Raw genomic sequence first — 26,732 nt, 5'->3', positions numbered from 1 at the left:
ACCGCCGCCGCGGCCCGGCGGCGCCCGGCGCGCCACCCGGCGCCGCGTCTGCCGAACCGGGCCGGGCGGGGGGCGCCGCATCGGTGGACGCGGGCCGCGCCGCACCCGCCGAATCGCGCCTTCCGCGTGAGGAGGCGCCGGTGGACGTGCGCCGCGGTGTGCCGGGTCCGCCGCCGGAGGCGCCTCGCGCTGTGCCTGGCGAACGGGGCTGCGCTGGGGGCGATGCGCCGAGTGACGTGCGCCGGGCGGTGTACGTCTCGCCGCCGGGGGCGCTCCGCGCCGTGTCTGGCGAACCGGGCCGTCCGCGTGACGCCTCACCGGTGGACGCGCCTCGCGTCGCGCCCCTTTCGCCGCCGGAGGCATCCCGCACCGCGCGCGTCAAAGCCGGCCTCCCGCAGGACGCCATACGGGTGGAGGACGCGCCTCGCGTCGCGCCCGCCGGCCACCGGCGCCCGCTGGGCGCCGGTGCGCCGGACGGCGTCGTCGCCTCCCCGCCGGAGGCGCTGCGCTTCACCGCGCTCGGCGACTCCCTCACCGAAGGGCTGGGCGACCCCGCCCCCCACGGCGGCTGCCGCGGCTGGGCCGCGCTGCTCGCCGCCGCCCTGCCCGCGCCCGGGCAGCCCGTCCAGCTGGTCAACCTCGCCCGCAGCGGCGCCCGCACCATCGACACGGCGGGCGAGCAGCTCGCCGCCGCCCGCCGCCTCCGGCCCCACGTGGCCGCCCTCGTCATCGGCGTCAACGACACGCTCCGCTCGGCGTTCGACATCTCCCGCGTCGCCCGCGCCCTCGACACCACCCTGCGCGCCCTCACCGAGGACGGTGCCATCGTGCTCACCGCCTGCCTTCCCGACCCCGGGCGGATGCTGCGCCTGCCCCGCGCGCTCGGCTGCCCGCTCGCGCGCCGCATGCGCGCCCTCAACGAGGTCGTACACGCGCTCAGCGACCGCTACGACACCGTCCACGCCCACCTCGCCGAGCACCCCATGGTCACCGACCGCCACGCCTGGAGCGTCGACCGGCTGCACCCCAGCGAGCTGGGGCACCGCCTGCTGGCACGCGAGTTCCACTCCCTGCTCGCCGCGCGCGGCCACGCCGCCGGGCCGCCGCCCTCCCCGACGCCCGACCGGCCGCCGCCCACCCGCGCCGCCGGCACCTGGTGGATGGCGACCCGCGGCACCCGCTGGGTCCTGGCCCGCTCCACCGACCTGCTGCCCGGCCTGCTGCGGCTGGCCGCCGCCGAGGCCGCCCACCGCCTCGCCGGGACCGAGGCGACCCTGGAGCGGGCCACCCGCGAGGCCACCGCCGCCGCGCTGCGCGCGCTCGCACCCGGCCCTCCCGGGGACGCCCCGGACCTGGCACGATGTCCGAGTGAACGGGCGCTGGGAATTCTGGATTGACCGGGGCGGCACCTTCACCGACGTCGTGGGCAGGCGCCCCGACGGCCGGCTGGTGACGCACAAGCTGCTGTCGCACGACCCCGAGCGGTACCGCGACGCCGCCGTCGCCGGCATCCGCCGTCTCCTGGGCGTCGCCCCCGGCGACCCCGTCCCCGGCGAGCGCATCGAGATCGTGAAGATGGGCACCACCGTGGCGACCAACGCCCTGCTGGAACGCCGCGGCGAGCCCACCGTCCTGGTCACCACCGAGGGCTTCCGCGACGCCCTGCGCATCGCGTACCAGAACCGCCCCCGCCTCTTCGACCGCCGCATCGTCAAGCCCGAGAGCCTCTACGACCGCGTCATCGAGGTGCCCGAACGCCTCGCCGCCGACGGCACCACCGTGCACCCCCTCGACGCCGAAGCCGTCTCCGAGGCGCTCGCCGCCGCCCACCGCGACGGCTTCCGCTCCGCCGCCGTCCTCCTCCTCCACGGCTACCGCCACCCCGCCCACGAGCGGGCCGTCGCCGGCCTCGCCCGCGACGCCGGCTTCACCCAGGTCAGCAGCTCCCACGAGGTCAGCCCGCTCATCCGGCTCGTCTCGCGCGGCGACACCACCGTCGTCGACGCCTACCTCTCGCCCGTGCTGCGCCGCTACGTCGACCAGGTCGCCGCCGAACTCAAGGACGTGCGGCTGATGTTCATGCAGTCCAACGGCGGCCTCAGGGAAGCCACCCGCTTCCGCGGCAAGGACGCCGTGCTCTCCGGCCCTGCCGGCGGCGTCGTCGGCATGGCCCGCGCCAGCGCCGAGGCGGGCTTCGACCGCGTCATCGGCTTCGACATGGGCGGCACCTCCACCGACGTCTCCCACCACGCCGGCGAGCTGGAGCGCGTCTTCGGCACCGAGGTCGCCGGCGTGCGGATGCGTTCCCCCATGATCGACATCCACACCGTCGCGGCGGGCGGCGGCTCGATACTCCACTTCGACGGCTCCCGCTACCGCGTCGGCCCCGACTCCGCCGGCGCCGTCCCCGGCCCCGCCTGCTACCGGCGCGGCGGCCCGCTGACCGTCACCGACGCCAACGTGATGCTCGGCCGCGTCCAGCCCGCCCACTTCCCGCACGTCTTCGGCCCCGGCGGCGACCAGCCCCTGGACGCCGACACCGTCACCGAGCGCTTCGCCGCCCTCGCCGCCACCATCGCGGAGGCCACCGGCGACCGCCGCGGCCCCGAGGAGGTCGCCGCCGGCTTCCTGGAGATCGCCGTCCTCAACATGGCCAACGCCGTGAAGAAGATCTCCGTCCAGCGCGGCCACGACGTCACCCGCTACGCCCTCACCAGCTTCGGCGGCGCCGGCGGCCAGCACGCCTGCGCCGTCGCCGACGCCCTCGGCATCGACACCGTCGTCGTGCCGCCGCTGGCCGGCGTGCTCTCGGCGTACGGCATCGGCGTCGCCGACGCCACCGCGCTGCGCGAGCAGTCCGTCGAGGCCGGGCTGACCGACGACGCGCTCCCCGCCGTCCGCGAACTCGCCGACGACCTCACGGGCGCCGCCCGCGCCCAGCTCCGCGAGGACGGCATCCCCGAGGCCGCCATCCGCACCACCGCCCGCCTCCACCTGCGCTACGCCGGCACCGACGCCGTGCTGCCCGTCACCCTCGCCGAACGCGCCGCCATGGCCGAGGAGTTCACCCGCGCCCACCAGGCCCGCTACGGCTTCACCATGGACAAGCCGCTGGTCGCCGCCACCGTCGTCGCCGAGGCCGTCGGCGCCGCCGGGCCCCACCACCCCCTCGCCGCCGCCCCGCCCGAGCCCCGCACCGGGCCGCTCGTCCCCGCCGACCGCGTACGCCTGTACGCCGCCGGCCGCTGGCACGACGCGCCCCTGCACCGCCGCGAGGAGCTGCGCCCCGGCGACGCCGTCACCGGCCCGGCCATCGTCGCCGAGGCCGACGCCACCACCGTCGTCGAACCCGGCTGGCAGGCCACCGCGAGCGAGCGCGGCCACCTCGTCCTCACCCGCGTGACGCCCCGCCCCGCGACCACCGCCATCGGCACCGAGGCCGACCCCGTCAAGCTGGAGATCTTCAACAACCTCTTCATGGCCATCGCCGAACAGATGGGCGTGCGCCTGGAGAACACCGCCCACTCCGTCAACATCAAGGAGCGGCTGGACTTCTCCTGCGCCCTGTTCGACGCCGAGGGCAACCTCATCTCCAACGCCCCCCACATCCCCGTGCACCTCGGCTCGATGGGGGAGTCCATCAAGGAGGTGCTGCGCCGCAACGCCGGCACCCTGCGCCCCGGCGACGTCTACGCCATCAACGACCCCTACCACGGCGGCACCCACCTGCCCGACGTCACCGTCGTCACCCCCGTCTTCGACGAGAGCGGGCGCGACCTGCTCTTCCTCGTCGCCTCCCGCGGCCACCACGCCGAGATCGGCGGCATCACCCCCGGCTCGATGCCGGCGTTCAGCCGCACCATCGACGAGGAGGGCGTCCTCTTCGACAACTGGCTGCTGGTCCGCGACGGCCGCCTGCGGGAGGCCGAGACCCGCGCGCTGCTCGCCGGCGCCCCGTACCCCTCGCGCGGCCCCGACGCCAACCTCGCCGACCTGCGCGCCCAGATCGCCGCCAACGAGAAGGGCATCGCCGAACTGCGCGCGATGATCGGCCAGTTCGGGCTCGACGTGGTGCGGGCGTACATGGGCCACGTGCAGCGCAACGCCGAGGAGGCGGTGCGCCGCATCATCGCCACCCTCTCCGACGGCACCTGCCGCTACGAGACCGACGCAGGGGCCGTCATCCGTGTCGCCGTCACCGTCGACCGCGAAGCGCGCGGCGCCGTCCTGGACTTCACCGGCACCTCCCCGCAGCAGCCGGGCAACACCAACGCCCCCAGCTCGGTGGTGATGGCGGCCGTGCTGTACGTCTTCCGCACCCTCGTCGCCGACGACATCCCGCTCAACAGCGGCTGCCTGGAGCCGCTGGACATCCGCATCCCGCCCGGGTGCATGCTGGCCCCGTCCTACCCGGCCGCGACCGTGGCGGGCAACGTCGAGACCTCCCAGGCCGTCACCGGCGCCCTCTACGCGGCGCTCGGCGTGCAGGCCGAGGGCTCCGGCACCATGAACAACGTCACCTTCGGCAACGAGCGGGTGCAGTACTACGAGACCGTCGCCTCCGGCTCCGGCGCGGGCGACGGCTTCGCCGGCGCCGACGCCGTCCAGACCCACATGACCAACTCCCGCCTCACCGACCCCGAGGTGCTGGAGTGGCGCTACCCGGTGCGGGTGGAGGACTTCCGTATCCGCACCGGCAGCGGCGGCGCGGGCCGCTGGCGCGGCGGCGGCGGCGTGAGCCGCCGCATCCGCTTCCTGGAGCCGATGACCGTCGCGCTGCTCTCCGGCCACCGCCGCGTCCCGCCCTACGGCATGGCGGGCGGCGAGCCCGGCGCGCTGGGCGAGAACGCCGTCGAGCGCGCCGACGGCACCGTGGAGCGCCTCGGCGGCAGCGACACCGCCGAGGTCGGCCCCGGCGACGTGCTCGTCGTCCACACCCCGGGCGGCGGCGGATACGGGCCGCCGGCCGAGGCTGGAGACGCCAAGACCTGAGACGCCGAGGCCCCGGGCGCCGAGGCCCGGGCGCTCGAGCCCGAACGCCCAGGACGCCCGCGCCCGGGCGGCGTTGTCAGTGCCACCACCTAGGCTTTCCGACGTGACCGAGACCGCGCAGCAACAGCCACCGCCACTCCCTGCCGGCGCCGCCCGCCCCGCCCCGGGCCCGGCCGCCGACGAAGGGCTGGCCCGGCGGCTGCGCGCGCTCGCCTGCACCGCCCCGCTGCACGACCTCGACGCCCGCAAGGCCAACCTCGCCGGGGAGTACAGCACGTACGCCATGGCGGAGGTGGCGCTGGCCGCCATCGACCTGGTCACCCTCAGCATGGACTTCGACACCGGCGCCGACCACGAGCACATCGTCGCCCGGCTGCTGCCCCGCGTCGCCGCCCAGGCCCCCCGCCGCCCCGCCGCCGAGCACGAGCGCGTGGCCCGCTGGGTGCTCGACAGCCTGATCAACGTCGGCAGCGTCGACCGCGGCTTCCGCGCCGTGTACGGCACCTTCGCCCCCGACGGCGGATACGTCCGCCGGGACTACGACTTCAAGCTCATCGAGGAGGTCCCCGGCCCCGGCGGCGAGGTGTACCTGCGCACCACCGACGAGGCGGTCAACGTCCTGGTCGGCGCCCTCGACACCGACGTCACCAGCGCCCAGATCGCCGCCGAGGTCAAGCTGGAGGTGCTCATCACCCGCGGCCGCCTCGCCGACGCCCAACTCGCCGCCGAGCAGGCGCGATACCGCACGGTGCAGTACGCCGAGTCCCTGCGCCGCGCCCTGGAGACCACCCGGCGCGACGTGCGCGCGGTCGACTGGCTGCACGCCATCCCCGACATGATCACCGAGGCGCTGGACCACATCGCCGACCGGTACCGCCACGAGAACGCCATCCTCACCCACATCCGCCGCGCCCGCGACGAGGCGGCCGACCCCGGACACCGCACGCGCGCCGCCGAGCTCGTCGACATCGTCAAGGACTGCATCCGCCGCCACACCCAGCTCCAGTCCCGGCTCCTGCAGGCCGGGCCACTGTTCCGCGCCGAGCAGGACCGGCAGGCGTTCGCCCCGCCCGCCGCCCGCGCCGGCACCGACCTGTACGGCCAGCTCCTGGCGCCGCTGCTCGCCCTGCCGGTGGCCGAGGCCACCCGCGTCACCGACGCGTTCTTCGCCCGGGGCACCGCCCCGCGCCCGCCGGGCGCCGTCCGCCTGGCCGACCTGGCCGAGCTGCTGCTCACCCCGCCCGCGCCCCGCGAGCATCTGGGCGCCGAGCTGCCCGAGCCCGACCTCATCGCCACCCCCGACGACAGCCGCTTCAGCGAGGAGCAGCTGGCCGCCGCCACCGAGCTGCTCCGGCTGCCGGCGGACGCGCCGCGGCGCCTCTCCGGCCTGCTGGCCGAGGCCCGCCGCACCGACCCCGGACTGCCGCACCTCGTCGGCCTGCTGGCCGTCCACGCCGCCAGCCCTCCCGTGGGCACGGCGTACCGCCAGGGGGACTCGCGGCTGCTGTTCGCCGTGGACGACGGCACCGAGCTGGACGACCCGGAGTTCGGCGGAGCCGACCTCATCGTCGGCACCGCGCTGCTCGACGCGGCCGGCATGGCCGCCGGCCGCTCGGAGGACGCGTCATGACCACCCCCAGCACCGGCACCGGCACCGGCTCCCCGACCGGCGCCGCCCCCGCCCAGGCCACGGGCCCCCTCACACCGGCGGACGCCGCCGACGCCTCCCGCCTGGTCTCCCTCGGCCTGCACCCACGGCTCCAGCCCTCCCGCGACGCCGAGTACGCCGCCCTGCTGCGGCGTTACCGCGAGGACCCGCCCTTCGCCCGGCTCGCCGACGCCGTCGCCACCGGCCTCGGCCTCATCGTGCTGGAGGTCTCCACCCGCGCCGGCATGGTGCTCGCCGCCGCCGAGGACTCCGTCTTCGCCGTCCGCATGGGCGACTACGCCCGCCGCGCCGCCGCCGACCCGGCCGACCGCTTCCTGCACGGCCTGGCCCACCTCGCCGTCGCCGCCCTCGCCTTCCCCCGCCCCGCCGACCTCGCCGACGACGGCTATATCGGCCGCATCACGGTCAACGGGGTGGAGGCGTTCGTCCGCCACGCCTGCCGCCGCCTGGCCGAGCGCGCCGCCGAACGCGGGGAGAACACCGACCCGGCCACCGACGCCCCCGACCTGGAGGCCGCCTGGCGGGTCTTCGCCCGGCGCAGCGCCACGGGCGCCACCAAGGACGCCCGCCGCCTCGCCGGATCCACCACCGGCATCGTCGGCAAGGCCGTCGCCTTCCTCGCCGACTCCGGCTTCCTGCAGCGCACCGGCGACGAGGCGGGCGGCGCCTACCGCACCACCGCCCGGTACCAGCTGCAGGTCCGCGACATGGCCGCCGGCGCCGCCATGACCGAGCTGCTCCACCTCGGCGTCGTCCCCGTCACCGACGGCGCCGGCGCCCTGCTCCCGGCCGCCGACGGCGACGACGAGCTCGTCGAAGGCGCCGGCCTCCCCTTCCACAGCTGACCACGACCCGCGCCACCATCAGAGACCACCCACGAGAGCCCCCGCCATGTACGAGCTGTCCCGGATCCGCCTCTACTCCATCGGCCCAGCCGGCGCCCGCTACGCCGACACCGTGCTGGACCTGCGCGGGGTCGGCGAGCCGGTGCCCAGCCCGGCCCCTGCCCAGGCCGAGTTCTTCGAGGAGGAGCCCACCGGCCCGCCGCGCCGGCCCGCCCCCGCCGCGGTCCTCTTCCTGGAGAACGGCGGCGGCAAGTCCGTGCTGCTGAAGCTGATCTTCTCCGTCATGCTGCCCGGCCACCGCAACACCCTCGGCGGGGCCAGCTCCGGCGTGCTGCGCAAGTTCCTGCTGGCCGAGGACTGCGGGCACGTCGCCCTGGAGTGGCAGCACACCCGCACCGGCGAGACCATCGTCGTCGGCAAGGTCAGCGAGTGGCGCGGCCGCCAGATCTCCGGCGACCCCCGCCGCTTCACCGAGGCGTGGTACTCCTTCCGGCCCGGCCCCGGCCTGTCGCTGGACTCCCTGCCCGTCGCCGAGTCCTCCGCCCTGCGCCCGCGCGCCGAGGGCGCCTCGGGGGCGCGGGGCCGGCGCCGCACCATGAAGGGCTTCCGCGACGTCCTCACGGAGACCGGCAAGGCGTACCCGCACCTCGACGTCGCCTGGGAGGAGATCCACGAGCGCTGGATCGAGCACCTGGGCCGCCTGGGCCTGGACCCCGAACTCTTCCGCTACCAGCGCGAGATGAACGCCGACGAGGGCGAGGCCGCCGGCCTGTTCGCCGTGAAGAACGACTCGGACTTCACCGACCTGCTGCTGCGCGCCGTCACCGACACCCGCGACACCGACGGCCTGGCCGACCTCGTCCACGGCTTCGCCCACAAGCTCGGCCGCCGCGCCGAGCTGACCGCCGAGCGCGACTTCACCGCCGGGTCGCTTGAGCTGCTGACCCGCCTGTCCGGGGCCGCGGCCGAGCGGGAGACCGCCCGCGGCGTGCACGCCCAGGCCGAGCACCGCGTCCGCGCCCTCGCCGGCCGCCTCGCCGCACGCGGCGCCGCCGAGCGCGAGCGCGCCCAGGGCCTCGCCGAGCGCCTCGCCGCCGCCGGGCACGCGGTCGCCGACGCCGAGGGCACCGTCGGCCGCGCCTCGAAGATCGCCGCCGAACTCGCCTACCGGCACGCCTCGCTGGCGCTGACCGCCGCCGAGCAGACCGCCACCGCCGGACGCCGCGAGCTCGCCGACGCCCGCACGCTGCACGCCGCCTGGCAGGCGGCCGAGACCGTCCTGCAGCACCGCGCCGCCGCCGACCGCGCCGCCCGGGTCGCCGCCGCCATCCGCGAGGCCGAGCGCGACGCCGCCCCCGCCCTGGCCGCGCGCGCCAAGGCCGCCGCCGCGCTGGTCCGCGCCCTGCAGGCCGCGGCCGGGGACAGCGAGCGCTCCGCCACCGAGCACGAGGACCGCTCCGCCGCCCTCCAGGAGGCGGCCGAGACCGCCCAGCGCGACGCCACCGCCGCCGCCACCGAGGCCCAGCGCGCCCGCAGCGAGGCCGAGCACCTGCGGCAGCGCCTGACGGAGGTCGAGGAGGAGACGGCCCAGGCGGTCGCCGCCGGCTGGCTGGAGGACTCGGGCCCCGACGCCGACCCGGCCCGGGCGGCGCTGGCGGCCAGCGACGCGGAGCAGACGGCGGCCGCCGCCCTGGACGCCGCCGACGAGGCCGCCCACCGCGCACAGGACCGCGCCCGGCAGGCAGCGGCCGACCACGCCCAGGCCGAGCTGTCCGCCGCCCGCGCCGCCGACGCCGCCCGCGCAGCCGAGTCCGCCTGGACGGGCGAACACCGCGAGGCCACCACCCTCGCCGCCGACGAGCGCCTCACCGAGCTCCTGGGCCTGCCCGGGCCCGGCGCCGGTCCGGAGTCCGGGGGGAGGAGTCAGCCTGCCGGGCCCCCGGTTCCGGTTCGCGTCCACGCGACGGCGGAGCCGGACGACAACGGCGCGGCGACTCCCCATGGAGAGGGGCCGTCTCCCGCTCGGTCCGGCCGAGCGCCGGACCGCGGGGCCAGCCGCCCGGCCGTGCCTTCCGCCCCGCCCGGCGCTCGCGCCACCGTGCCCGGGGACGACGACGCGACCGGCGAGGCCCCCCTCGACGCGGCGCGTACACCCGACGCCTCACCGGCTCGGCCCGGCGAGGGCGCCTCGGGCCCGGCGGCTCCCGGCGGCTCCCGCCAGCGCGACGCCTCTGCCGCCTCGGCCGCTTCGGAAGCCGCCGCCGATGCCGCCGGAGGCGGCGCAGGACCCGACCCCGCTACGGATCGCCCCGCCGTCGGCCCGGCCCGCCGGGCGTCCCTCACCGCCGAGGACCTCGACCGCGAGGCCGAGACCCTCGCCGCCCTGCTGGAGGAGCGCGTCTCCGAGGCCGAGCGGCACCTGTTCGAACTGCGCACCGCTGCCGCCGACGACTCCCGCGTCCTGGCCGCCCTCGGCGACGGCGGGCTGCTGCCCCCGGGCCCGGACGTGCTGGCGACCGTCGAGTTCCTCGCCGAGCACGGCATCCCGGCCCTCCCCGGCTGGCGCTACCTCGCGCAGGCCGTCCCGCCCGCCGACCACGCCCGGGTGCTCGCGGCCCGCCCCGAACTCGTCGACGGCGTCGTGATCACCGACCCGGACAGCCACGCCCGCGCCCGCGAGGCCATCGCCGACGCCGCGCTGCTGCCCCGCTCCGCCGTCGCCGTGGGCACCGCCGCCGCGCTGCTCGCGCCCACCCCGCCGCCCGGCGGCCGCGACAGCGGCGTCTTCCTCGTGCCGCCCAACCCCGCCATGCACGACGAGCGGGCCGCCGACGACGAACGCCGTGCCCTGCGCGAGCGCGCCGCCTCCCGCGACCGGCGGATCCGGGAGCTCGCCGCCCGCCTCACCGCCGACCGCCGCCTCGCCGTCCGCCTCGCGTCCTGGCGCGCCGGCTGCCCCGCCGGCCGCCTCGCCGAGCTGGCCACCGCCGCCGAGCACGCCCGCGCCGAGGCCGACGCCGCCCGGCGCCGCCTCGCGGAGGCCACCGCCGAGCACGCCGAGGCCGAGCGCGCCGCCGCCGACGCGGCCGCCGCCCGCGACCGGCGGCAGGAGGCCGTGCAGCGCGCCCGCCGCTCCGCCGACGCGCTGGCGGGGCTGGCGTTCCGGCTCCGGGAGCGCCCCCGCTGGCGGTCCCGGCTGTCCGAGCTGGCGCAGGAGGGAGCCGAGGCCGAGGAGCGCGCCGACCAGTGCCTGGCGCGGGCCCGCGCCACCGACAAGGACCACCGGGCCGCGCAGCGCGCCGCCGACGACGCCCGCCGCACCGCCCGCGCCCTGCGGGCCGAACGCGCGGAGATCTCCGGTGTCGACGCCGAGTCCGAGGAGCGGGGAGAGACGGCCGAGGCCCCCGCCTCGCTGCCCGCGCTCCGCGAGGCGTACCGCGCGGCCAGCCAGCTCTACGAGAAGGTCGGCGTCGGCGCGGACCTGCGCGCCGAGCAGGCCCGCGCCGAGGGCGACGAGTCCGCGGCCCGCGCCGCCCTCGACCGGCTCAGCGCCAAGGTCCGCACCCGTGCCGCCCGCCTGCTCGACGGGCCCGAGGGCGCCGACGGCCCCTCCCGTCAGGCGGCCGCGGCCCGCGCCGAGGAGCTGGTCCACTCGCTGGAGTCCCGCGCCGCCGCCGCGAGCGAACAACTCGGCAGGCTCCGGGGCGAGGCCGAGCGGCTCGCGCCCGCCGACGGCCAGGCGCACATCGACCTCCCCGCCGATCGCGTCCCCGCCGACGCCGCCCGGGCCCGTGAGCTGCTGCGCGAGGCCAGCGCGGAGCTCACCGCGCGCGAGGGCGACCTCGCCGCCGCCCGCGGCGCCCACGAGGACCTGCTGCGCGACCACGGCTCGGCGCAGGACGCCGCCGGCGCCTTCGAGGAGACCGCCGCGCTCCTGAAGGACCTGCTGCGCGAGCCGCACCGCGCGTCCGCCGCCGCGTCCGCCGCCGCGCCCTCCGCCGGGGCCGACCCCGAGCAGGCGCCGGGGGAGGGAGGCGACCGGCCCCGTCCCCCCGCGAGCTACGCCGGCGGCCTCGCCGAGGCCCGCCAGGACGCCGCCGCCGCCCGCCGTGAGCTGCGGGAGCGCGCCGGCGCCCTGGCCGCCGCCGAGGCCGCGGTGCGCGAGGCCGCCGACCAGCTCGTGCGCCACGCCAACGCGACCCGCTTCGAGCAGGTCCGCACCCCCGCCCGCCAGCAGATCCGCGAGCTGCCCGCCGCCGCCCTGCCCGAGCACGCCACGGCCTGGGCCGAGGCGTTCGCCCCCCGGCTGCGCGTCCTCACCGACGAGCTGGCGCAGCTGGAGCGCAACCGCGACGGCATCGTCGACCGGCTGCGCGGCCTGGTCGAGTCCTCGCTCGACACCCTCCGCGCCGCGCAGCGGCTCTCCCGGCTCCCGGAAGGGCTGGGCGAATGGTCGGGGCAGGAGTTCCTCCGCATCCGCTTCGACGACCCCGACCAGGCCACGCTGACCGAGCGCCTGGGCGAGGTCATCGACGAGACCACCAAGGCGGCCGTCGCCAAGAACGCCGACCTGCGCCGCGACGGCATGTCCCTGCTGCTGCGCGGCGTGCGCGCCGCCCTCCAGCCCCGCGGCGTCAGCGTGGAGATCCTCAAGCCGGACGCCGTGCTGCGCGCCGAGCGCGTCCCCGTGGGCCAGATGGGAGACGTCTTCTCCGGCGGCCAGCTGCTCACCGCCGCCATCGCGCTGTACTGCACCATGGCCGCGCTGCGCGGCAACGACCGGGGCCGCGATCGGCACCGCCACGCCGGCACCCTCTTCCTCGACAACCCCATCGGCCGCGCCAACGCCACCTACCTGCTGGAGCTCCAGCGGGCCGTCGCCGACGCCCTCGGCGTGCAACTGCTCTACACCACCGGGCTGTTCGACACCACCGCGCTGGCCGAGTTCCCCCTGGTCATCCGGCTGCGCAACGACGCGGACCTGCGCGCGGGCCTGAAGTACATCAGCGTCGAGGAGCACCTGCGCCCCGGCCTGCCCCGGCAGGACCCCCAGTCCGAGCCGACGCACGGCGAGATCACCGCGACCCGCGTCTTCCGCAGACCCGCGCCGTAGCCTCCGCAGGACCCGGCGTTCGGCCGCCGCGGCACCACGGCCACCCGCGGCCGCCCTCAGCGCCGCCTCAGCGGCCGCCGCCGGGCCACGCTGCTGGGCACCGACACCACGCCGTGCCGCTGCCGCCACGCCTGCCGCGTGATCCAGATGTCCAGCACGGCCCAGGTCGCCACCACGGTGCTGGCCAGCGTGGACAGCGTCATCGGGAACGCCAGCCACGACCCGGCCAGGAGACTCAGCAGCACCACGACGAGCTGACTCAACGTCAGAGCGATGATGATGACGGCACGCACCGCAGCGGCGCGCACCGGATCCGGCATGCGCGGTCTGGCATACACCCCGCCGTCGCTCCCTGCACGGTGAGATCTGCGTATATGTCCTCCCCCAGATCCTCCTATGGTAGAACGCCTTGCGTGCCTGGACACGACAGAGAAGGATGAGGCGCCCCGAGGCGACGAACGTCTCACCACCGGGCCTGATACGAGAGTTGACGCCCGGGACCCGGCACCAGTAGTAGGCTCACGCTGTCCGACGGTGGGGCAGCCCCCGTGCGGCGGCAACACTAGGGGAGGGCATGCGCTATCGCGGCACTTCGATCCGACGCAGAATTGGGGCCCTTGTGCTGGTGCCCCTGCTGTCGCTCGTGTCGGTCTGGGCGCTGGCGACGGCCGTCACCGTAGGGGACGCCATGCGGCTGCGCACGGCCGCCGCGGCCAGCGACGCCGTGGCCGGGCCCGCCGAGGACCTCCTCAGGGCCATCCAGGCCGAGCGCCGCCACGCGCTCCTCCTCCTCGGCGACCCCCGGCGGGCGGACACCATCAGCGGACTCCAGGACAGCCAGGAGGCCACCGACGAGGCGGCCGGCGAGGTCTGGGCGGGCGAAGCCGAGGCCCGCGACGACCTCACCGACGGCGCCAAGGCTGCCCTCGACTCGCTGACGACCGCGCTCGACGACCTCCGCACCCTCAGGGAGCAGGTGCGCAGCAACACCATCTCCCTCACCGACGCGCTGGCGGCGTACGGCACCATCACCGAGCCCAGCCTGCGCCTGATGGCCTCCGTCCAGCCGGTGACGGACGCCGAGGTCGACCGGCACGGGCGGGCCCTGGCCGGCATCGCCGAGGCACGCGAACTCCTGTCCGCCGAGGACGCCCTGGCCGCCGGCGCCCTCGCCGCCGACCGCATCACCGGCGAGGAGCTGAACACCCTCGAGGAGCTGATGCTCAAGCGCGACCTCGCCTACGCCGCCCACCTCCCGGAGCTGCCGGTGGACGACCGCCTGTCGCACGACAGCTTCTGGGACAGCGGCAACGGCAGGGTCCTGGGCGACGCCGAGCAGACCCTGCTCGACAGCGGGGTGGGGAACATGGCGCCCGAGCAGTGGGACGAGGCCAGCGGGGAGGCCCTGGCGAGCCTCGCCCAGTACGAAGCGGACGCCAGGGACCGCTACCAGTCCCGGGTGGACTCCGCCCGCGGCTCGGCGACCACCCGCGCCGCGGTGGTCGGCGTCGGCGGGCTCCTCGCGCTGCTGCTCTCCGGCGCCGTCGCGTTCCGCCTCGGCCGCCGCCACCTGCGCGAGCTGCGCACCCTCTCGCGCGAGGCCACCGACGCGGCCGAGGTGCGGCTGCCCGGCGTGATGCGCCGCCTCGCGGCGGGCGAGCGCGTCGACGTCGAGACCGAGGCCCCGCGCCTGGAGTACGGCCCGGACGAGCTCGGCCGCGTCGGCCAGGCACTCAACACCCTGCAGCGCGCCGCCGTCGCCGCCTCCGTGGAGCGGTCGGCCACGCGGCACGGCGTCGCCGAGGTGTTCGTCAACCTCGCCCGCCGCAGCCAGGTCCTGCTGCACCGTCAGCTCCACCTGGTCGAGACCATCGAACGACGCACCGAGACCCGCGGCGACGCCGCCGACCTGATCCGCCTGGGCCACCTCACGACCCGCATGCGGCGCCACGCCGAGGGCCTCGTCGTCCTCTCCGGCGCGGCCCCGGCCCGCCAGTGGGGCAAGCCGGAACGCCTGATGGACGTGGTGCGCGCGGCCGTTGACGAGGTCGAGGACTTCGAGCGCGTCGAACTGCGCCGCCTGCCGCCCCTGACGGTCGCCGGCTCCGCGGTGCCGGACCTGACCCACCTCATCGCCGAACTCCTGGAGAACGCCACCGTCTTCTCGCCCCCGCACACCGCCGTGCAGGTCTCCGGCGAGCGGGTGCCGCACGGCTTCACCCTCGAAATCCACGACCGGGGCCTGGGCTTGACCGCCGACGCCCTCCAGGAGGCCAACCAGCGGCTGTCCCGGTCGGCGGAGTTCGAACTGACCGACACCGACCGGCTCGGCCTCTTCGTCGTCTCCCGCCTGGCCGAACGCCACGGCATGCGGGTGGCGTTGAAGGACTCGCCGTACGGCGGCACCACCGCCGTCGCCCTCATCCCCGGCGATCTCCTCTCCGAGGCCGAGGAGATCGACGAGCTCCCCGAGCGCGGCGCGCCGCCCACCGAGCTGAACGGGCCCGTGGACGGTCCCGTCGAGCTGGAGGCGCCGCCGCCCGTCACCCACCCCGGGCACACGTCCGGCACCGGCCGCCCCGCCGACGCCGACGACCACACCTCGCCCCGCGAGCAGGACGCGCCCATCCCGCTGCCGCCCAGACGGCCGCACCCGGTGCTCGTCACCGACCACGGGCGACCCGTCGGCCCTCCGCGAGGGCCCGCCGCCACCCCCGCCGACGCGGGCGCTCCGGGTGCTCCGGGCGCCGGAGACGCGCCGGGCGGCCGCGACCAGCACCGGGGCGAGGCCGGCGGCGAGCGCTCCGCCGGCACCACCAGCGCGGGACTGCCGCGCCGCGTGCGCCGCTCCGCCCACAAACCCGCGACGGCTCCCGGCCCTCGCGACCCCGCCCCCGCCCCCGCCGCCCCGGCGTCCGCCGCCGCGCCCAACGGCCCCGAGGGCCCCGTCGGAGACGGCCCGGGCACCGACGCCGACGCGGAGGCCGAGGCGGTCCGCGCCCGCATGGCGTCCCTGCAACGCGGCTGGCGGCGCGGGCGGGAACAGACCGGCAGCGCCACCCGGCAGGGCGACACTCCGCCCGGGCCCCGACCATGATCCGCACCCGACCACCATCACGATCAGCACCAGCCACAGCGCCACACCACAGCAGCACCAGCACCGCGCACGACGACGAGACCGACACAAGAGGCGTAGAGCGATGACCGCACCGGAGGCCGCGGCCCACGGCGGCACCCCACCCCGCAACTCACCACCACCATCCGGCGCACCGCACCGCCCGGCCACCTCGCCCGAGCGCGCCCAACTCGACTGGCTGCTGGACGAGCTGGTCGGGCGCGTACCCAGCGTCCGCCACGCGCTGGTCCTCTCCAGCGACGGCCTGGCCCGAGGCGCCTCCCACACCCTCGGCCGGGAGGACGGCGAGCAGCTCGCGGCCGTCGCCTCCGGGCTCCACAGCCTCGCCCGCGGCGTCGGCCAGCACTTCGACACCGGCGGCGTACGCCAGACCCTCGTGGAGCTGGACGACGCGTTCCTGCTGGTGTCCGCCGCCGGCTCCGGCAGCGCGCTGGCCGTCTTCGCCGACGCCGAGGCCGACATCGGGCAGGTGGCGTACGAGATGACCCTGCTGGTGAAGCGTGTCGGGCCCCACCTGTCCACCGCGCCGCGCGGCCCCCGGCCCGCCGACGGCTGACCACCGCCCGGCGACGCCCGGCGGCCGATCTTCTCGGGCCTGCTGCACGCATGTCGCGAACGGGTGACAAGCCCGGACGCGGGTGAACCGCCGCCGCTTGACACGCGTCCGATGACAGTACAGCGGCGGCCCGGGACCCACGGGGGTGGCTCCGGCGCCGCCGCTGCCTCACCATCCTCCGCCGCGGCACCGACCGCCGTCCCCGCCCCGTCGCGTCGCGCCGCGCTGGCGTCATGTCCGCCGTGCTGCCGCGTCCCTGGCCAGCGGGCACACCGGCTCGCGGCTGCCGTCGATAGGCCCGCCCATGACCGTGTCGCGCGTGGCGTAGCGCACGTTCCTCAGAGCCCACGCCAGCGCCAACGCCAGCCGGCGTTCGCCCTTGTCCACCCCCTCCGATCCGCCTCCGATCCGCACGGGGCGGGCGCTGGTGCGGCCCACGGCGAGCTGGCATCGTCCTGTCCACGCCATGCTCACCGGCACGGGCCCGTCCCGCCTCCTGACCACCCCTCATCCGGAGCCGCCATGACCGCAGCAGACCACCGCAACGCCCCCGCCCCGCCGCCGCCCGGAGCCGCCGAACCCCTGTGGCGGCCCGGCCCGCACGCGGTCGAGTCCGCCCGGCTGACCCGCTTCCACGCCTACGCCGCCTCCCGCCACGGCGCCCCCGCCCCCGTGCCCGGCGACCCCGTGGCCGCGTACGCCGCGCTCCACCGCTGGTCCGTCACGGACCTCGACGCCTTCTGGCGGGCCGTCGACGGCTTCTTCGGCACCGGCCTGGCCGACGGGGGCCGCCCGGCGCTCGCCGAGCCCGCCATGCCCGGCGCCCGCTGGTTCCCCGGCGCCCGCCTCAACTACGCCGACCACGCGCTGCGCCACGGCGCCGACCCGGAGCGGGCGCACGAGCCCGCCCTGCTGCGGGTGGACGAACGCCTCGAGCCGGAGCCCGTCAGCTGGGCCGAACTCCGCCGCGCCACCGGCGCCCTGGCCGCCGCCCTGCGCCGCAGGGGCGTGCGCCCCGGCGACCGCGTCGCCGGCTACCTGCCCAACATCCCCGAGGCCGCCGTCGCCCTCCTCGCCACGGCGGCCGTCGGCGCGGTGTGGACCTCCTGCTCGCCCGACTTCGCCGCCCGCGCCGTGCTCGACCGCTTCCAGCAGGTCGAGCCGGTCGTGCTGTTCGCCGTGGACGGCTACCGCTACGGCGGCTGGACCCACGACCGCACCGCCGCCGTCGAGGAGATCCGCCGAGGCCTGCCCACCCTCCGCTCGGTCGTCCACGTCCCGCTGCTGGGAACGCCGCCCCCACCCGGCGCCGCCGCCTTCGCCGAGGTGACGGCCGGCCAGGACCAGGGGGGCGAGCCCGTCTTCGAGCCCGTGCCCTTCGACCACCCGCTGTGGGTGCTGTACTCCTCCGGCACCACCGGGCTGCCCAAGGCCATCGTCCACTCCCAGGGCGGCATCCTGCTGGAGCACCTCAAGCAGCTCGGCCTCCACTGCGACCTCGGCCCCGGCGACCGCTTCTTCTGGTACACCTCCACGGGCTGGATGATGTGGAACTTCCTCCTCTCCGGCCTCCTCGTCGGCGCCTGCGTGGTGCTCTACGACGGCAGCCCCACCCACCCCGACCCGGCCGTCCAGTGGCGCGTCGCCGAACGCACCCGCGCCACGCTCTACGGCACCTCGGCGGCGTACGTCATGGCCTGCGCCAAGGCCGGCGTCCACCCCGGCCGCGACCTGGACCTGCCGGCGACCCGCTGCGTGGCCACCACCGGCTCGCCGCTGCCGCCCGACGGCTTCCGCTGGCTGCACGACGAGGTCTCGGCGGATCTGTGGATCGCCTCCGTCAGCGGCGGCACGGACGTGTGCAGCTGCTTCGCGGGCGCGGTTCCCACGCTGCCGGTCTACGCCGGTGAGCTGCAGGCGCCGTGCCTGGGCACCGACCTCAAGGCGTACGGCCCCGACGGCACGCCGCTGACCGACGAGGTCGGGGAGCTGGTCGTCACCACCCCCATGCCGTCGATGCCGGTCCGGTTCTGGAACGACCCCGGCGACGTCCGCTACCGGGAGAGCTACTTCTCGATGTTCCCCGGCGTGTGGCGGCACGGCGACTGGACCACCGTCACCGCGCGCGGCGGCGTCATCATCCACGGCCGCTCGGACGCCACCCTCAACCGGCAGGGCGTACGCATGGGGTCCGCCGACATCTACGAGGCCGTGGAACGGCTCCCGGAGGTCAGGGAGTCGCTGGTGATCGGCCTCGAACAGCCCGACGGCGGCTACTGGATGCCGCTCTTCGTGCACCTGGCCGAGGGCGCGGTGCTGGACGAGGCGCTGAAGCGGCGGATCGCGGGCGTCATTCGGGAAGACCTCTCGCCGCGCCACGTGCCGGACGAGGTGATCGAGGTGCCCGGAGTGCCGCACACCCTCACCGGCAAGCGGCTCGAGGTGCCCGTCAAGCGGCTGCTGCAGGGCGCCGACCTGGAACGGGCCGCCAACCCCGGCTCGGTGGACGACCCCGGGCTGCTGCGCTTCTTCGCCCGCCTCGCCCGCGAGCGCGGCGCCGCTGTCAGTGGCGACGATTACTCTCGGTGACACGATGATCCCGATGAGGTGAGGGGGAGCCATGGCACAGGCAGGACGCGGGGCGCGGCGAGGGGCGCGGGAAGGGACGCGGCCAGGCGCGCGGGCGGGCGACGGCCCCTGGCGGGAGGCCGCCGGCACGGTGGCGGTCATCCCCGACGAGGCGGGCTTCGCGATGATGCGGCGGAGGTACCGCACCTTCCGCTTCGCCGACCACGCGGCGTACCTGCGGCACGTCGAGGCGCTGCTGGCGTCCCTGACCGGCCGGCAGGGGTACACCAGCGTCGCCCTCTTCGACCCGGTGGACTTCGCCGAGTGGTGCGAGCGGGAGCGGCTGGACCCCGACAGCGCCGACAGCCGGGCGCGGTACGCCGGCGAGATCGCGGTCCACGGGGCCACCGTGCCGTACGAGGGGCAGCCGCTGGGGCGGCTGGTGCCCCGGCTGCTGGCCGAGCACCGGCGGTGGGAGGTCTGGGAGCTGGGCACGGACCTGCTGGCCGGGGCGGGGGAGTGCCCGGCGTGCGGGGCGCCGCTGCCCACGTGCGCCTTCTCCCGCGCCGCCGGGACGCTGCGCACCCTCCTGGAGGGCGCCGGGCCCGGCACGCACCACCTGGTGTGCAGCCTGGCGGGCGAGGACGGGCCGCTGACCGCCGCGCTGCGCGCGCAGGCGGAGGAGGACGACGGGCCCGTCCGGCTGCCGGAGCAGGACGCGCTGGTGCTGTGCACGGTGCTGGCGGCGGCGCTGGCGACCGCCCGGCCCGTGGGCCTGGTGCTGCGGACCGCCCCGCCGCCGGGCGCGGCGGCCGGGCCGGGCGCGGCCGAGCGCGTGTGCGGCTGGAGCGTGCACGAGGGCGTGCTGCGCCCGCTGGGCGAGGCGGAGGTCTTCGCGGCGTACTGCACGGACGCGCTGACCGGGGAGCCGGTTCCGCCGGAGCCCGGCGTGAGCTACCGGGACGCCCCGAGCCTGCCGCAGCCCCGCTGCGCGGGCGCACCCGGCCCGCCGGGGGAGTGAGGGGCGGGGGACCGAGGCGGATGAGCCGCCGTCGCGGGGCGGCACGCGCCGGCCGACGGCGCCAGGGCCGGGGCCGGGTGCGGCGTGCCCGCCGGGCACCGCCCGCCGCCCCGCGGGATCACTCGCCCCGCGACATCACTGCGCGGCGAGCACGGCCTTGGCCGCGGAGCGGGCCTCCTCGGCGCTGTCGGCGGCCTGGGCCGCCAACGCCACCCACTCGCACTGCGCCAGCGTCTACCCGGCCCGCGCGCCGCACACATAGGGCAGTGCGGAGGCCCCCATCGACAGGCTGGTGACGCCGAGGCCCGTCAGCACGCAGGCCAGCAGGGGATCGGCGGCGGCCTCCCCGCACACCCCGCAGCCCTTGCCCTCGGCCTTGGCGGCCTCGGCGGCCGTGGCCACCAGGTCCAGCAGGGCGGGCTGCCACGGGTCCTGCAGCCGGGAGACGGCCCCGACCTGCCGGTCGGCGGCGAAGGTGTACTGCGCCAGGTCGTTGGTGCCCAGCGAGAGGAACTCCACCTCCTGCAGCACCGAGCGGGCACGCAGCGCGGCGGAGGGGATCTCCACCATGGCGCCGGTCTTCGCCGACAGCCCGGCCGCCCGGCAGGCGTCGGCGAACGCCCTGGCGTCGGCCCGGTCGGCCACCATGGGGGCCATCACCTCCAGGTAGACCGGCAGCCCCTCGGCGGCCCGGGCCAGCGCCCTGAGCTGGCCGGTGAGCACCTCGGGGTGTTCCAGCAGCGCGCGCAGCCCCCGCACGCCGAGCGCGGGGTTGGGCTCCTGCTCCGGCGTGAGGAACGCCAGCGGCTTGTCCGCGCCCGCGTCCAGCACGCGCACCACCACGCGCCCCTCGGGGAACGCCTCCAGCACCCGCCGGTAGGCCGCGCTCTGCTCCTCCTCCGTCGGCGGCCGGTCGCTGCGGTCCAGGAAGAGGAACTCGGTGCGGAACAGGCCCACGCCCTCGGCGCCCGCCTCGATGGCGGCGGCGACGTCGTCGGGGCCGCCGATGTTCGCCAGCAGCGGCACCTTGTGCCCGTCGAGCGTGGCGCCCGGCCCGCTCGCCGCGGCCAGCTCCGCCTCGCGCTCCTGCGCGGCCCTGGCGAGCGCCGCCCGCTCCCCGGAGGTGGGGTTGAGAAGCACCTCGCCCGTGGATCCGTCCACCGCGACGACGGTGCCCTCCGCGATGTCCCGGGCCCCCTTGAGCGCCACCACGGCGGGCACCCCCAGCGAGCGGGCCAGGATCGCGCTGTGGCTGGTGGGCCCGCCCTCCTCGGTGACGAAGCCCAGCACCAGGGAGGGGTCGAGCAGAGCCGTGTCGGCCGGCGCGAGGTCGCGGGCGACCAGCACGAACGGCTCGTCGCTGTCGGGAACGCCGGGTATGGGCACGCCCATCAGCCGGGCGATGATCCGGTTGCGCACGTCGTCCAGGTCCGCCACCCGCGCCGCCAGGTACTCTCCGGCGCCGGCCAGCAGCTCGCGGTAGGCGGCCATGGCGTCGTGCACGGACCGCTCCGCGCCCGCGCCCGCCGCGATCCGCCGCTCGACGTCGGCCAGCAGCTCCGGGTCACGCGCCATCATCGCCTGGGCCTCCAGCACCGCCTGCGCCTGGCCGCCGGCGAGGTTGCCCCGCGCCATCAGGTCCGCGGCCACGGCCTCCGCGGCCCGGTGCACCCGCTCCGCCTCCCGCGGCGCCTCCTCGGGCGCGACGGTGGAGGACGGCGGCTCCAGCACCGCCGCGCCCATGTGCCGGACCTCGCCGATCGCCATCCCGTGGCTGACGCCGACCCCTCGCAGCCTGGTCTTCATCTCACGTCCCACGTCAGTCCACGTCACTCAGTCCGGATCGGTCACGGTCAGGGGCGTCGCGACGCCACACAGCAGCGTAAGTCATGCCCGCGCACGCGTCCGCCCGGCGGCCGGTAGGGTCTTCAGCGCCACACGGTGATGGGGACGCAGGGGATAGGGAGGCTCCGGGGTGGAGGTCCAGGAGACGCACATTCAGACGGACCGGGTCCTCACCATCCCGAACCTGCTGAGCATGGCCCGCCTGGCCGGCGTGCCGCTGTTCCTGTGGCTCGTGCTCTCCCCGGAGTTCGGCGGCCCCGACCTCGACGGCTGGGCCCTGCTGGTGCTGGCCGCCAGCGGCGTCACCGACTACCTCGACGGCAAGCTCGCCCGCCGCTGGAACCAGATCAGCGCCCTGGGCCGCGTCCTCGACCCGGCCGCCGACCGCCTCTACATCCTCGCCACCCTGACCGGCCTCACCTGGCGCGGCATCCTGCCGCTGTGGCTGACCGTGATCCTGCTCACGCGCGAGGCGCTACTGCTGGTGATGGTGTGGCGCCTGGACCGTCACGGATACGCCCCGCCGCAGGTCAACTTCCTGGGCAAGGCCGCCACCTTCAACCTCATGTACGCCTTCCCCCTGCTGCTGCTCAGTGACGGAAGTGGCTGGGTCGCATCACTCGCTGCTATTTTCGGATGGGCGTTCGCCGGCTGGGGTACAGCGCTGTACTGGTGGGCAGGGATCCTCTACGTGGTCCAGGTCCGCCGGCTCCTGGCGGCGGATGCCACCGCCGACTGAGCTCGCCCTGGCAGCGTCGCAGGGGCCTGGCGCCCGCACATGCCGCGCTTTCCGGGGAGCCACCCCGGGCCCGGGCCCCTCCAGACGGGCGCAGTCCGAGTGACTGTCTACTCCCCGAGGAGGACACTTCCGATATGAAGGCCGTCGTAATGGCTGGTGGCGAAGGCACCCGGCTTCGCCCGATGACCGCGAGCATGCCCAAACCCCTGCTGCCCGTGGCGAACCGTCCCATCATGGAGCACGTGCTGCGGCTGCTGAAGCGGCACGGCCTCACCGAGACCGTGGTCACCGTGCAGTTCCTCGCCTCCCTCGTCAAGAACTACTTCGGCGACGGCGAGGAGCTCGGGATGGACCTCACCTATGCCCACGAGGAGAAGCCCCTCGGGACGGCCGGAAGTGTCAAGAACGCCGAGGAGGCCCTCAGGGACGCCCCCTTCCTGGTGATCTCGGGCGACGCCCTCACCGACTTCGACCTCACCGACCTCATCCGCTTCCACCGCGAGCGCGGCGCGATGGTGACCGTCTGCCTCACCCGCGTCCCCAATCCGCTGGAGTTCGGCATCACCATCGTCGACGACGACGGCCGCGTCGAGCGCTTCCTGGAGAAGCCGACCTGGGGCCAGGTCTTCTCCGACACCGTCAACACCGGCATCTACGTCATGGAGCCCGAGGTCTTCGACTACGTCGAGGCCGGCGTTTCCGTCGACTGGTCCGGCGACGTCTTCCCGCGTCTGATGAAGGACGGCAAGCCGATCTTCGGCTACGTCGCCGAGGGCTACTGGGAGGACGTCGGCACCCACGAGAGCTACGTCAAGGCCCAGGCCGACGTGCTGGAGGGCAAGGTCGACGTCGAGATCGACGGCTTCGAGATCTCCCCGGGCGTGTGGATCGCCGAGGGCGCCGAGGTCCACCCCGACGCCAAGCTCCGCGGCCCGCTGTACGTCGGGGACTACGCCAAGATCGAGGCCGGCGCGGAGATCCGCGAGCACACCGTGATCGGCTCCAACGTGGTCGTGAAGTCCGACGCCTTCCTCCACCGCGCCGTGGTCCACGACAACGTCTACATCGGGCCGGGCACCAACCTGCGCGGCTGCGTCGTCGGCAAGAACACCGACGTCATGCGGGCCGCCCGCATCGAGGACGGCGCCGTCATCGGCGACGAGTGCCTGGTGGGCGAGGAGTCGATCGTCCAGGGCAACGTCCGCGTCTACCCCTTCAAGACCGTCGAGGCCGGCGCCTTCGTCAACACCTCCGTCATCTGGGAGGCCCGCGGCCAGGCGCAGCTCTTCGGCGCCCGCGGCGTCTCCGGGATCCTCAACGTCGAGATCACGCCCGAGCTCGCCGTGCGGCTGGCCAGCGCGTACGCCACCACCCTGAAGAAGGGCTCCACCGTCACCACCGCCCGCGACCACTCGCGAGGCGCCCGCGCCCTGAAGCGCGCCGTGATCTCCGCCCTCCAGGCCAGCGCCATCGACGTCCGCGACCTGGAGAACGTGCCGCTGCCCGTCGCCCGCCAGCAGACCGCCCGCGGCAGCGCTGGCGGCGTCATGATCCGCACCACCCCGGGCCGCCCGGACTCCGTGGACATCATGTTCTTCGACGAGCGCGGCGCCGACCTCTCCCAGGCCGGCCAGCGCAAGCTCGACCGGGTCTACGCCCGCCAGGAGTACCGCCGCGCCTTCCCCGGCGAGATCGGCGACCTGCGCTTCCCGGCCAGCGTCTTCGACGCCTACACCGGCTCGGTCCTGCGGGAGGTCGACACCACCGGCGTCGCCGAGTCCGGCCTGAAGATCGTCGTCGACGCCGCCAACGGCAGCGCTGGCCTCGTGCTGCCCAGCCTGCTCGGCCGCCTCGGCGTCGACGCCCTGACCATCAACCCCGGGCTCAACGAGGCCCGGCCCACCGAGACCGCCGACACCCGCCGGGCCGGCCTGGTGCGGCTGGGGGAGATCGTCTCCTCCGCGCGCGCCGCGTTCGGCGTCCGCTTCGACCCCGTCGGCGAGCGGCTGGCGCTGGTCGACGAGCGCGGCCGCATCATCGAGGACCAGCGTGCCCTGCTGGTCATGCTCGACCTGATCGCGGCGGAGCGGCGCAGCGGCCGCGTGGCGCTGCCGGTGACCACCACGCGCATCGCCGAGCAGGTCGCCGCCTACCACGGTACCCAGGTGGACTGGACCACCACCTCGCCGCACGACCTGACCCGCGCCGCCCACGAGGAGGGCTCGGTCTTCGGCGGCGACGGCCAGGGCGGCTTCATCGTGCCCGAGTTCAGCCCTGTCTTCGACGCGACCGCCGCCTTCGCCCGGCTGATCGGGCTCGTCGCCCGCACCCAGCTCTCCCTCAGCCAGATCGACGCCCGCATCCCCCGCGCCCACGTGCTGCAGCGCGACATCGCCACCCCGTGGGCGGTGAAGGGGCTGGTCATGCGCAGCGTCGTGGAGGCGGCCGGCGAGCGGTCCATCGACACCACCGACGGCGTGCGCGTGGTCGAGTCGGACGGCCGGTGGGTGCTGGTGCTGCCGGACCCGGCCGAGGCCGTCACCCACCTGTGGGCCGAGGGGCCGGACGACGCCGCGGCCCAGGAGCTCCTCGACAGCTGGTCGGAAGTGGTGGACGGGGCCGACCGCTAGACTGCCGCCCGCCCCTGCCCGGAGCGCTCGGATTCCCGGGGTGCCTTGCGGACCACGAAGCAGCCTGACTACGCTCTGTCGTCATCGTGACAGTAACGCGCCGCCACCGGGGGCCGCCAGCACCCGGTGGCGCTCCGTGAGGGAAACTGTGCGAGGGCCGTGCACGTTGTCAGGACGTCTTTCGCGGCCCGTGAGAGACAATGGACCGTCCCGTCCACTGGCGGGCCGGTAGGTTGCGAGGGGATCGCTGGTGAGTTTTTTCGCTCGGTTGTTCGGCAGGCGTCAGAGTGGCGTGCACAGCGCCGCACGGGCCCGCGCCCGCCAGCATGGCGAGCCGCCAGCGCCCGCCCCCGGCCCCGAGCAGGGGCGCCCGCTCTTCCGTGACGAGGTCGCCGGTCCGGGCGGCGGCGCGCCCGCCGGCGGCGGCATAGGCGCCCCCGGCGGCCCGCAGGGCGGCGGCTTCGGCGTGCTGGCCTGCGGCCGCTGCGGCTTCCGCAACGCCGCGACCAGCCGCTTCTGCTCCAACTGCGGCAACCAGCTGCAGCCGGGCGAGGGCACCTCCGAGACCACCTCGACGATCTCCATCACCGGCCTGGAGGCGTACGACGCCGAGGCGACCGGCCAGCACCCCGCGCCGACCCTGTCGCCCGAGGCGCAGGCCGCCGTCGACGCGCTGCCGCCCGGCTCCGCCCTGCTGATCGTCCGGCGCGGCCCGAACGCGGGCAGCCGCTTCCTGCTGGACGGCGACCTGACGACCGCCGGGCGGCACCCGCAGAGCGACATCTTCCTCGACGACGTGACCGTCTCCCGCCGTCACGTGGAGTTCCGCCGCCAGCACGACGGCGGTTTCACCGTCAGTGACGTCGGCAGCCTCAACGGCACCTATGTCAACCGTGAGCCCATCGATTCCGCGGTGCTGGGCAACGGCGACGAGGTCCAGATCGGCAAGTACCGGCTGGTTTACTTCGCCAATCGGTACAGCGCGTGAGCCTCCGGGGAGCGCGAGCGCGCCGCGCGGCGGTGCTCGACTATCCAAATGCCCCGGGCACGTCCTAGGGTTGCTGTGTGAATCAGCTCGACGTCGTGGGTGTGCGGGTAGAGATGCCCAACAATCAGCCCATCGTGCTACTCCGTGAAGTGGGTGGCGACCGCTACCTCCCGATCTGGATCGGGCCGGGAGAGGCGACCGCCATCGCGTTCGCCCAGCAGGGCATGACGCCTGCCCGGCCGCTGACGCACGACCTGTTCAAGAACGTGCTGGAGGCGGTGGGGCAGGAGCTCAACGCGGTGCGCATCACCGACCTGCGCGACGGGGTGTTCTATGCCGAGCTCGTGTTCGCCAGCGGAGTCGAGGTCAGCGCCCGGCCGTCCGATGCCATAGCGCTCGCGCTGCGCATCGGCACCCCCATCTACGGCAGCGACGCGGTGCTCGACGACGCGGGGATCATCATCCCCGACGAGCAGGAGGACGAGGTGGAGAGGTTCCGCGAGTTCCTCGACCAGATCTCTCCGGAGGACTTCGGCACGAGCAGCCAGTAGCGCCGCGTGGCGATCATTGACGCGTTGCGTGTGCATCCCTAGCGTCAATGGGGCATGTCTTGGGAGGAGCGCTCTGTGC

At 75.9% G+C, this 26,732-nt stretch carries 15 protein-coding genes and 1 pseudogene; 13 read left to right on the top strand and 3 right to left on the bottom strand.

Going from position 1 to position 26,732, the window contains the following annotated elements; translation table 11 throughout:
- Positions 1-455: 455 nt before the first annotated feature.
- The 5 genes from ACTWQH_RS08715 to ACTWQH_RS08695 all read left to right on the top strand — a co-directional run bounded on the left by ACTWQH_RS08715 (position 456) and on the right by ACTWQH_RS08695 (position 12,619).
- Complete coding sequence (locus tag ACTWQH_RS08715; protein WP_443285844.1) at positions 456-1,397, top strand: SGNH/GDSL hydrolase family protein; 942 nt, start codon at positions 456-458, stop codon at positions 1,395-1,397.
- On the top strand, positions 1,369-4,992 hold the full coding sequence (locus tag ACTWQH_RS08710) for a hydantoinase B/oxoprolinase family protein (RefSeq protein ID WP_443285800.1): 3,624 nt from the start codon (positions 1,369-1,371) through the stop codon (positions 4,990-4,992). The genes ACTWQH_RS08715 and ACTWQH_RS08710 overlap by 29 nt, the downstream gene beginning before the upstream one ends.
- Before the next feature lie 103 nt (positions 4,993-5,095).
- A complete protein-coding gene (locus ACTWQH_RS08705) occupies positions 5,096-6,622 on the top strand; it encodes a hypothetical protein (RefSeq protein ID WP_443285799.1) in 1,527 nt (508 codons plus the stop codon).
- Positions 6,619-7,506: a hypothetical protein gene (locus ACTWQH_RS08700; RefSeq protein WP_443285798.1), complete on the top strand. Its 888-nt coding sequence runs from the start codon at positions 6,619-6,621 to the stop codon at positions 7,504-7,506. The genes ACTWQH_RS08705 and ACTWQH_RS08700 overlap by 4 nt, the downstream gene beginning before the upstream one ends.
- Positions 7,507-7,552: 46 nt before the next feature.
- Positions 7,553-12,619 (top strand): hypothetical protein, encoded by a 5,067-nt coding sequence (locus tag ACTWQH_RS08695; RefSeq protein WP_443285797.1) that lies wholly within the window; start codon positions 7,553-7,555, stop codon positions 12,617-12,619.
- A gap of 56 nt (positions 12,620-12,675) precedes the next feature.
- Here ACTWQH_RS08695 and ACTWQH_RS08690 read toward each other — a convergent pair whose 3' ends face one another.
- Positions 12,676-12,957 (bottom strand): hypothetical protein, encoded by a 282-nt coding sequence (locus tag ACTWQH_RS08690; RefSeq protein ID WP_443285796.1) that lies wholly within the window; start codon positions 12,955-12,957, stop codon positions 12,676-12,678.
- Positions 12,958-13,238: 281 nt separating this feature from the next.
- Here ACTWQH_RS08690 and ACTWQH_RS08685 point away from each other — a divergent pair, with 281 nt between their 5' ends.
- Positions 13,239-15,716 (top strand): sensor histidine kinase, encoded by a 2,478-nt coding sequence (locus tag ACTWQH_RS08685; RefSeq protein ID WP_443285795.1) that lies wholly within the window; start codon positions 13,239-13,241, stop codon positions 15,714-15,716.
- A 103-nt stretch (positions 15,717-15,819) separates the two neighbouring features.
- Complete coding sequence (locus tag ACTWQH_RS08680; protein WP_443285794.1) at positions 15,820-16,311, top strand: roadblock/LC7 domain-containing protein; 492 nt, start codon at positions 15,820-15,822, stop codon at positions 16,309-16,311.
- 231 nt (positions 16,312-16,542) lie between these two features.
- On the opposite strand, the gene ACTWQH_RS08675 is transcribed toward ACTWQH_RS08680, so the two are convergent.
- On the bottom strand, positions 16,543-16,791 hold the full coding sequence (locus tag ACTWQH_RS08675; RefSeq protein WP_443285793.1) for a hypothetical protein: 249 nt from the start codon (positions 16,789-16,791) through the stop codon (positions 16,543-16,545).
- A gap of 42 nt (positions 16,792-16,833) precedes the next feature.
- Between ACTWQH_RS08675 and ACTWQH_RS08670 the strand changes: the two genes are divergently transcribed.
- Positions 16,834-18,900, top strand: coding sequence for an acetoacetate--CoA ligase (locus ACTWQH_RS08670; RefSeq protein ID WP_443285792.1), 2,067 nt, complete (start codon positions 16,834-16,836; stop codon positions 18,898-18,900).
- A gap of 31 nt (positions 18,901-18,931) precedes the next feature.
- Positions 18,932-19,900 carry a hypothetical protein gene (locus tag ACTWQH_RS08665; RefSeq protein ID WP_443285791.1) on the top strand — a complete coding sequence of 323 codons (969 nt, stop codon included), beginning with the start codon at positions 18,932-18,934 and terminating at the stop codon, positions 19,898-19,900.
- A gap of 135 nt (positions 19,901-20,035) precedes the next feature.
- Here the strand turns inward: ACTWQH_RS08665 and ptsP are convergent.
- Positions 20,036-21,706 (bottom strand): annotated as a pseudogene (ptsP, locus tag ACTWQH_RS08660) (phosphoenolpyruvate--protein phosphotransferase).
- Positions 21,707-21,875: 169 nt separating this feature from the next.
- Between ptsP and ACTWQH_RS08655 the strand changes: the two are divergent.
- From ACTWQH_RS08655 to ACTWQH_RS08640, 4 genes are all read left to right on the top strand, one after another.
- Entirely contained in the window at positions 21,876-22,484 is a 609-nt protein-coding gene (locus ACTWQH_RS08655) for a CDP-alcohol phosphatidyltransferase family protein (protein ID WP_443285790.1), read from the top strand.
- Between the two features lie 134 nt (positions 22,485-22,618).
- Positions 22,619-25,114, top strand: coding sequence for a sugar phosphate nucleotidyltransferase (locus tag ACTWQH_RS08650; RefSeq protein WP_443285789.1), 2,496 nt, complete (start codon positions 22,619-22,621; stop codon positions 25,112-25,114).
- 250 nt (positions 25,115-25,364) lie between these two features.
- On the top strand, positions 25,365-26,102 hold the full coding sequence (locus tag ACTWQH_RS08645) for an FHA domain-containing protein (protein ID WP_443285788.1): 738 nt from the start codon (positions 25,365-25,367) through the stop codon (positions 26,100-26,102).
- Positions 26,103-26,179: 77 nt separating this feature from the next.
- Positions 26,180-26,653: a bifunctional nuclease family protein gene (locus ACTWQH_RS08640; RefSeq protein ID WP_443285787.1), complete on the top strand. Its 474-nt coding sequence runs from the start codon at positions 26,180-26,182 to the stop codon at positions 26,651-26,653.
- Positions 26,654-26,732: the final 79 nt, after the last annotated feature.

The sequence above is a fragment of the Streptomyces sp. 6N223 genome, from assembly GCF_052246635.1.
In the GTDB taxonomy this organism is placed as follows: domain Bacteria; phylum Actinomycetota; class Actinomycetes; order Streptomycetales; family Streptomycetaceae; genus Streptomyces.
Note: the sequence above shows the minus strand (reverse complement) of the source record. Positions and strands in the feature narration are given on the sequence as shown.

Bases quoted from the DNA above. Each gene is read 5' to 3' on its own strand.
- ACTWQH_RS08695 (WP_443285797.1), top strand. From the start codon at position 7,553: ATGTACGAGCTGTCCCGGATCCGCCTCTACTCCATCGGCCCAGCCGGC.
- ACTWQH_RS08680 (WP_443285794.1), top strand. From the start codon at position 15,820: ATGACCGCACCGGAGGCCGCGGCCCACGGCGGCACCCCACCCCGCAAC.
- ACTWQH_RS08665 (WP_443285791.1), top strand. From the start codon at position 18,932: ATGGCACAGGCAGGACGCGGGGCGCGGCGAGGGGCGCGGGAAGGGACG.
- ACTWQH_RS08650 (WP_443285789.1), top strand. From the start codon at position 22,619: ATGAAGGCCGTCGTAATGGCTGGTGGCGAAGGCACCCGGCTTCGCCCG.
- ACTWQH_RS08670 (WP_443285792.1), top strand. From the start codon at position 16,834: ATGACCGCAGCAGACCACCGCAACGCCCCCGCCCCGCCGCCGCCCGGA.
- ACTWQH_RS08700 (WP_443285798.1), top strand. From the start codon at position 6,619: ATGACCACCCCCAGCACCGGCACCGGCACCGGCTCCCCGACCGGCGCC.